This window comes from Streptomyces griseorubiginosus (assembly GCF_017614965.1).
GTDB classification, from domain to species: Bacteria; Actinomycetota; Actinomycetes; order Streptomycetales; family Streptomycetaceae; genus Streptomyces; species Streptomyces griseorubiginosus_B.
On sequence record NZ_WVUG01000403.1, the window covers coordinates 1 to 6,789 of the forward strand.

Here is a 6,789-nt window from a genome sequence, read left to right on the forward strand (position 1 = left end):
GCTCGGGGCGGGCGATAGCGGTGGGGGCGGGCCCGCAGAAGCACTACACCGTCCAGCGGCAACCGGCCCCGGGCACCTGCCACTACCGCTACGAGCACGGGGAGCCGCTGGAGGACCCCAAGTGCACCCCGGGCGCGATATCCCCGGCCGTCACGCAGGCGAACCTCAAGTCGACGATATGCCGCAAGGGCGGATACACCTCGGGCGTACGGCCCTCCGCGTACGTCACCGGCAAGGAGAAGAAGCTCAACGCCGCCTCCTACGGCTACACGGGCAGCCTGTCGGAGGGCGAGTACGACCACCTCATAAGCCTCCAGCTCGGCGGCGACCCCAACGACCCCCGCAACCTGTGGGTCGAACCGGCCGACCCCCACCACAAGGCGAGCCAGGGGATCAACAACAAGAAGGACCCGGTGGAGACCAAACTCCACACCGCGGTCTGCGCCGGCCGCGTCACGCTCGCCGCGGCCCAGCAGGCGATAGTCACCGACTGGACCACCGCCCTCAGCCGCCTCCACCTCCAGTGACCCGTACCGCGCAGTGATGACCCGTGAGTTGGCAGGCATGCCGCCCGGCGCAGTACTAGGCGGTCGGATCGTCCTCATCCTCGGGGCCTGGCGTGAACCAGTGGCCGATGTTGGTCCACATGAAGCCCTCCCGCCAGGCGGGCCCGTCGGCCATCCAGCCGAGGAGTGCGTGCAGGACCTTCTCCTGCGACACCGTCCGCGTCTGGTAGTGCTCCGCGGGAACGCCGTCGCGGTACTCCAGTTGGTAGGTGTTGTTCTCGCTGAACAGCACCTGGATGTACCAGCTGCCTTCCTGGCTCTCGTCCTGCCGCTCAAGGATCAGGTGATCGCCCTGATCCAGGTCGGCCAGCATCGTTCCTATCGCCGGCTCCGAAGGGCTCTTCACCACGTGGCCCCGGCCGTTGGTCGCAGTCAGCATGGGCAGAGCATGGCTCAAGGGTCTGACACTCGGGTACCTCGAGCCGACGGGGCAGCCGTCCGGGTCACGCGCGCAGCAGCCGCGCGGTGATCTCCCGGTACTCCCGCAGCGCGAGCCGGAGTTCGGCGGACTGCGTCTCGGGGTCCCGTTCCTGCCAGCCCGCGCGCAGGACGCGCCGACGTTCCGCGAGCGCGTTCGCCAGCGCCTCGGTGGCTTCGTCGAAGGCGCTCTCGGCCTCCTCCAGCGCCTCGCGCGGAGCGTCGGCGAAGGTGTTCACTGCGTGTCCGAGATGCCTGACGATCGTGTCCCGTTCGCCGGGCGGGAGCAGCGGTTCCGGGCCCGGGGCGCGGCGCCCGGCGGGACCCGGGGGCCGGTCGGCGGGCTGCTGGGCGCGTGTCTGGTCGTACATCGTCGTATTCCACCGTTCCCTGGTGATGGGGGTCGCCGCCCGAAGACGCCCTTGGCCTTCGCGACGCCTGCTTCAGGCTGCCGAAAGCCCGATCGGCCCTGCTGTCACGGCCCCGCGCCGTCCCGTCAGTCAACGTCGGGCGACGATCGGTGTCAACGCGGCACCGGCCCGAGCGCACCCCGCCGGGGGCCTGACCAGCGGTCGCCGCCCCGCTCCTGGGCGACCGCCCATGGTCAGGACACGACGGAGCGCCGGGGCACGGTGGCCGGGTCGGTCGGCGTGGAGCGGGTGGTGTACTGCGGTACGGGGGCGTCGTCGCGGCCGGTGTCGCGCACGAGTCCGTACCGTTCGCGGTCGGCGGAGTGCGGGGCCGGGGGAGTGGCGATGTCGTCGGCTGTCTCCTGCCAGGAGGAGGGCAGGACGTCGAGGTTGTAGTCGGCCTGGGTTTCGTTGAGGTGGAGTGTGACGCTGCCGTCGAGGTAGTAGTACTCGTTCTGCCACATCTGCTGGGCTCCCGGCGGCAGGACGATCAGTCCTTGCTGCGGGTTGCCCATCCAGGTGCCGTGGGCGGTCGCGTCCGGCTGACGGTCGTCCATGCGGTGGCCGCCGCCCGAGGCCACGTGGAACAGCCTTCCCCGCAGCCCGGTCCACGAGGGCATGGTCAGCAGCCCGGGGCGCAGCCCGTACATCACGTCCCAGTGGACGGTGAAGTAGCCCTTCCCGCGCAGTACCACCGTGTCCCCGCGGTGGACGAGCTGGTAGCCGTCCAGGTGTCTCTTCAGCCCCGTCATCGTCACCGTGGTCTGCGGGCGGTGGGGCAGTGCGGCGGGCGGCCGGTCCGGCGGTGGCGCGCTGTCCACGGTGTCGACGACGGACCCGTACCGCGGCCGGGGCGAGGGATGCGAGACGGCCGAGCCCAGTACCGGTGCCGGCCGTGACGGTGATGCGGATGCGGATGCCGATGCGGTGGGCGAGGGCACGGGTGCCGGGTGGCCGGAAGCCGTCGCGGCGGTGGCCGGACGCGCCGACGGGCCGGCCCATGGGGCCGCGTACACGAGCACGCCACCGCCCACGGCGAGCAGCGCACTCGCCGCCACCACGGCCTTCGCGGTCAGGCTCGTCGCCGCTGTCCCTGCCGTCCCCGTCGTCGCGGAAACCCCGCTGCCCGACGTGGCCGTGGTGCCGGCATGGCCGGCTGCCGCGGCGTGCGTTCCCGCGGACAGCCACGGGCGCCAGGCCAGCAGTGCAGCCGGCAGGGGCAGGAGGGCCAGGGGCGCCAGCAGTCCTTCCGGAGCCAGCAGGCCTTCCTCGTGGCGCACGCACCGCGGGCACTGCCGCACATGGCGGCCGAGGCGTTTGCGCCACAGGCCGCTGGGGACCCCGTTCCAGTCCAGGGTCAGCCGGGTCAGTTCCCCGCAGGCGGGCCTGGCCGCGAGGGCTCGGACGATGACGCGGGAGGTGTGCAGGCGCTCCTTCATGCGTTGCACCCGTACAGCCGCTTGATGGCCGGTCAAGTCCAGAGCGGAGGCGAGTTCGGCCCGGGGTAGCCGGCCGGCCGTCTCCAGCCACCACAGTGACAGCAGCTCCCGGTCGTCCTCGTCGAGCCAACGGGTCGCGCGCACGGACTCCTCGCGCTGCCCGGACAGCCGCAGGCCGAGGATGACCCCCTCGGCGAAGTCGGCGGCAGGGTCGGGCCGGTGCTCGGCCGCGTCGAACGCCGCTCCCGTCGTCTCCCTCCTGCCGCGCCTGCGGATCTGGTCGCGGACCTCGTTCAGGGTGATGGTGATCACCCAGGACCGGAAAGCCTCCGGGCGCTCCAGTCCCCCGATGCCGCGCAGGATGCGCATCATCGTCTCCTGGACGATGTCGTCGACGTCGTCGCGGTACGGGTGCGCGCGCGCCGCGACGCTGTGGACCAGCGGAAGCGTCCGGGAGCTGAGCTCTTCCAGGGCGCCGCGATCGCCGGCCCGAGCCGCGGCTATCACGTCGGCCGCGGGCGCGGCATGCCGTGGCATCGGCTCTCCCTTCGACCTGACGCGGCTACGAAGCCCCGCTCGCGCGGTCGCGGGGGCCCTCGGGCAGTCGCCGTCGGTATCACACACCGCGAGAGCGAAGTCATCGTAAGGGGGTGAGCGCCGACAGCCATGGGCGGCCCGGTGGAATCCGTGGCGGCCGGGGATCAGCGGGCGTGACGCGGGGACGTACGCGCACGCGAGCGGACGCGCACGAAGCCGAAGACCGCGGCGACGCCGGCGAGAACGACGCCCGTCAGTCCTGTGACGGCCCACGGAGCACCGAGGTTGCTGCTGGTGTCCGCCGTGGTGCCGGTGTCCGCCACGGTGCCGGTGGAGGAGGCGCCCGGGTGGATGGCCGCTCGGCCGGTCCGGGACGGGGAGGGCGCCGGTGTTGTCGCGGCGGAGGAGGGGAGAGCGGTGAGCACGGTGTGGGCGCCGGCCCGGCTGACGGAGAAGCGCGCCCCGCCGATGGCGACAGCGGTACCGGAGACTCTCGCGGTCGTCGAACCGACGGTCAGCTCACGGGAGTTCCGGGAAAGAAGGATCTTCGCGCCTGTGACGACCCGCAGCCTGCGCAGGGTCGTGTCGCGTGCCTCGCTGAGATCCAGGACGGCCGAGGAACCGGTCAGGGCGACCGCGCTGGATGTCCGCAGGGAGGTCCCGGAGACGATCAGGCGGCCCTTGGCCACGGTGGTGGGTCCGGTGTAGGCGGCGCTGGTGACGGTGGTGGCCGCGGCTCCGCTCTGCGTCACCGATCCGGTGCCGGTCACGGCCGGGAGGGTGGTGGGTGTCCCGGTGTTGCGGAGCACGAGTGAGCCGTTGTCGATCACCTTGTCGAGGGCTCCGCCGGTGTGGAGGCCTCCGTCACCGCCCGCGGTCCCGGAGCCGAGACGGAGGGTCGCGTTCCTGTCGATGGTGGTGGATCCGTCGTAGTACTGCGCTGCCGCGAAGGTCACGTCGTTGCCCTTGGTGCCGGCGATGACGACGTCCCCGGCGCCGGGAGCACTGAGGGTGTCGTGGTACATGCCGCCGCCGATGGGCGCGCCCAGGGTCACCGGTCCGTCGTAGTCGAAGGTGAGCCGGGAGCGCTGGCGTCTGGCGTGCAGGTTGATGTAGACCGTCTGCGCCGTGCCGGGCATGAAGATCCGGTGCGTGGTCCCGTCGCCCCACTGGACGTCGGCGCCCTCGATGTTGGTGCCGCGCTTGTTCAGTTGGTGGGCCACGGGCCGCCAGTTCAGTCCGGGGTCGCTCAGCGAGGGCGCAGCCCCGTCACCGCTGTCGCTCCAGCTGTAGACGCCGGTGAGGATCACCTTGCTGCCCGGGCGGGAGTGCACGTTGACGTCGTTGCCGTACTCGTGGCTGTAGAAGTTCTGCCGCTGTACGACCGTGTGGTTGAGCGGGGTGTCGATGATCCATGAACCGCGGTTGACCACGGAGCGGGCGCCTGGCAGTGCGGCGGCACAGGTGGTGCTCGCGAAGTTGGCGACCGTGCCGTTGTCGAAGATGCCGGAGAACGGGTTGGTGCCGCAGATCTGGAGCGTCCCCCACATGTTCCGGGGCTGGGTGACCAGGCCGGAGCCGCTGATGACGCCCAGGTTGAACAGCCGGGTCAGCGACAGACGCAGGGTGCCGTCCACCCGGATGTTGTCCTGGTTCTGCTGGTAACCGGGCGTGTTGTACGGGAAGGACCCGATCAGGCCGGTCGTACCGCCGGTGCCGTACTGGAGGGTCGCCCCCGCGTCCACGGTGACCGCGGGCTCGTCGGGACCGTCGACCACGACGTACGGGTGGTTGCCGCCCGGGATCCGGACCTTCTGGTGCTGCCGGGAGCGCGGCAGGGTGAAGGTGCTGTCCTTGGCGAGGACCAGCGTGCCGGTGCCGGACACGCGAAGGGCTCCTTCACCGCTGATCACACCGGTGTACGTGTGGGTTCCCCGCGGGACGCGCACGACCGCGTCACCGGTCAGGACGACATCACGGTTCGCCAGGACGGCCGAGGTGATGTCGCCGTCCGCGGCGACCGCGCTGCCCACCGCGACCACCGGTGTGACGGCTCCCGCCAGGAGAGCCGACGCCAGGACAAGGTGCCAAGATCGCTTCATCGAGTCAGGGTGCTTCCTGAAGTGCTGGTGATCCTTACGGGCGTGAAGACCGCCGGCCGGCCACCGGGATCTCAAAAACCCTGAGAAGTTCTCCGTTCCACTTCGCGCCGTGCACCGGTCGCCGAGACAGTCGCCGAGAAAACAGCGTCGGGGCGGCAACCTTCTCGTCCTCCGCGGCAACCGGGAGCCGGAAGACCGAGTCGGACCACCGGAGGGACGGGCATGAGGGCAACGAAGCACGCCGCGCCGCAGCCATGGCACGGGCACGGACTGGTGATGGGCGTTTCCGTGGCGCTGCCGGACGTCGCGCAGCCGGCCGGCGTCCGGTTCGTCCGGCCTTGACCAGCCCGCCGGTCAGCCTTCACCGCCCCGCAACCGGGCACGACCGCCGGTCTGGTCCCGGGCTGGGCCCTGTTAGGCTGCGCCCCCCGATGTTGTTCAACGCGCAACCAACGCGCACATCATTGCCAGGAGAGGGCGACGGGGGGATGGTCCTCGACGACGCGTCCGCGGAGTTCCACGAATTCTTCGAACGCCACTATGCCGAACTCGCCCGTCTGGCATACCTGCTGACCGGCGAGAGTGACGCGGCGGACGACCTCGCGGCGGATGCCCTGGTCGCCCTGTGGCAGCGCTGGGACCGGTTGCGGCAGGCCGACCACCCGCTCGCCTACGCCCGTGGTGTGGTGGCCAACCTGGCGCGGGGACGGATCCGCAGCGCGGTGCGCGAGCGACGCCGGATCGCGCTGTTCTGGTCCCGCAGCCCCGAGAAGGTGGAGGGGCCGGACACGGCGGCCGTACTGGACGTCCGCGCGGCGCTCGCCCGGCTGCCGTTCCGCAAGCGCGCCTGCGTGGTGCTGCGGCACGCCCTCGACCTGTCGGAGAAGGACACGGCGGCAGCGCTGGGCATATCGGTCGGCACGGTGAAGAGCCAGACCTCGAAGGGAATGGCCGAGCTGGAAAGGATACTGGGCGCACGAGCGGCCGGGGACCTGGTGACAGGGAGGAGGAAGCGGTGAACGACGAGATCGCCCGTCGGCTGCGCGAGGCCGCCGAGGCCCACCGGCCCGACCGCGCGCGGATGCTGGCCCGGGTGCAACGCGGCATGGCCGGCCCCGCCGTCCGTCACCGGGCGCGGCCGTTCGCGAGGTCCGGGACCAGGGTCGCGCTCGCCGGGCTCGCCGCCGCCGGCATCCTGACGACCGGCGGCCTGGCCGTCGCCGCCATCGTCACGACCCCGTCCCCTTCGCCGTCGGCCACCGTGACCGTGCCCGCCACCTCGTCCCCGACCGCCGGCTCCCCGCATCCGACATCGGCC

At 71.6% G+C, this 6,789-nt stretch carries 6 protein-coding genes and 1 pseudogene; 3 read left to right on the forward strand and 4 right to left on the reverse strand.

Annotated elements, in window-relative coordinates; genetic code table 11:
* Nucleotides 1-527: hypothetical protein (locus GRC12_RS40245; RefSeq protein ID WP_244374509.1), on the forward strand; the 527-nt coding region annotated here is incomplete at its 5' end.
* A 55-nt stretch (nt 528-582) separates the two neighbouring features.
* On the opposite strand, the gene GRC12_RS40250 is transcribed toward GRC12_RS40245, so the two are convergent.
* The 4 genes from GRC12_RS40250 to GRC12_RS40265 form a co-directional block, all read right to left on the reverse strand.
* Nucleotides 583-945 carry a hypothetical protein gene (locus GRC12_RS40250; RefSeq protein WP_244374510.1) on the reverse strand — a complete coding sequence of 121 codons (363 nt, stop codon included), beginning with the start codon at nt 943-945 and terminating at the stop codon, nt 583-585.
* A 64-nt stretch (nt 946-1,009) separates the two neighbouring features.
* Nucleotides 1,010-1,354 (reverse strand): hypothetical protein, encoded by a 345-nt coding sequence (locus GRC12_RS40255; protein WP_208785413.1) that lies wholly within the window; start codon nt 1,352-1,354, stop codon nt 1,010-1,012.
* A gap of 233 nt (nt 1,355-1,587) precedes the next feature.
* Nucleotides 1,588-3,369: a sigma-70 family RNA polymerase sigma factor gene (locus GRC12_RS40260; protein WP_208785414.1), complete on the reverse strand. Its 1,782-nt coding sequence runs from the start codon at nt 3,367-3,369 to the stop codon at nt 1,588-1,590.
* 164 nt (nt 3,370-3,533) lie between these two features.
* Entirely contained in the window at nt 3,534-5,471 is a 1,938-nt protein-coding gene (locus GRC12_RS40265; RefSeq protein ID WP_208785415.1) for an autotransporter, read from the reverse strand.
* A 488-nt stretch (nt 5,472-5,959) separates the two neighbouring features.
* Here GRC12_RS40265 and GRC12_RS40270 point away from each other — a divergent pair, with 488 nt between their 5' ends.
* Together GRC12_RS40270 and GRC12_RS40275 are read left to right on the forward strand one after the other, a co-directional pair.
* Nucleotides 5,960-6,490 carry a SigE family RNA polymerase sigma factor gene (locus GRC12_RS40270; RefSeq protein WP_208785416.1) on the forward strand — a complete coding sequence of 177 codons (531 nt, stop codon included), beginning with the start codon at nt 5,960-5,962 and terminating at the stop codon, nt 6,488-6,490.
* Nucleotides 6,487-6,789, forward strand: a pseudogene (locus GRC12_RS40275) (hypothetical protein); the annotation flags it as partial. The gene GRC12_RS40270 and the pseudogene GRC12_RS40275, both read left to right, overlap by 4 nt.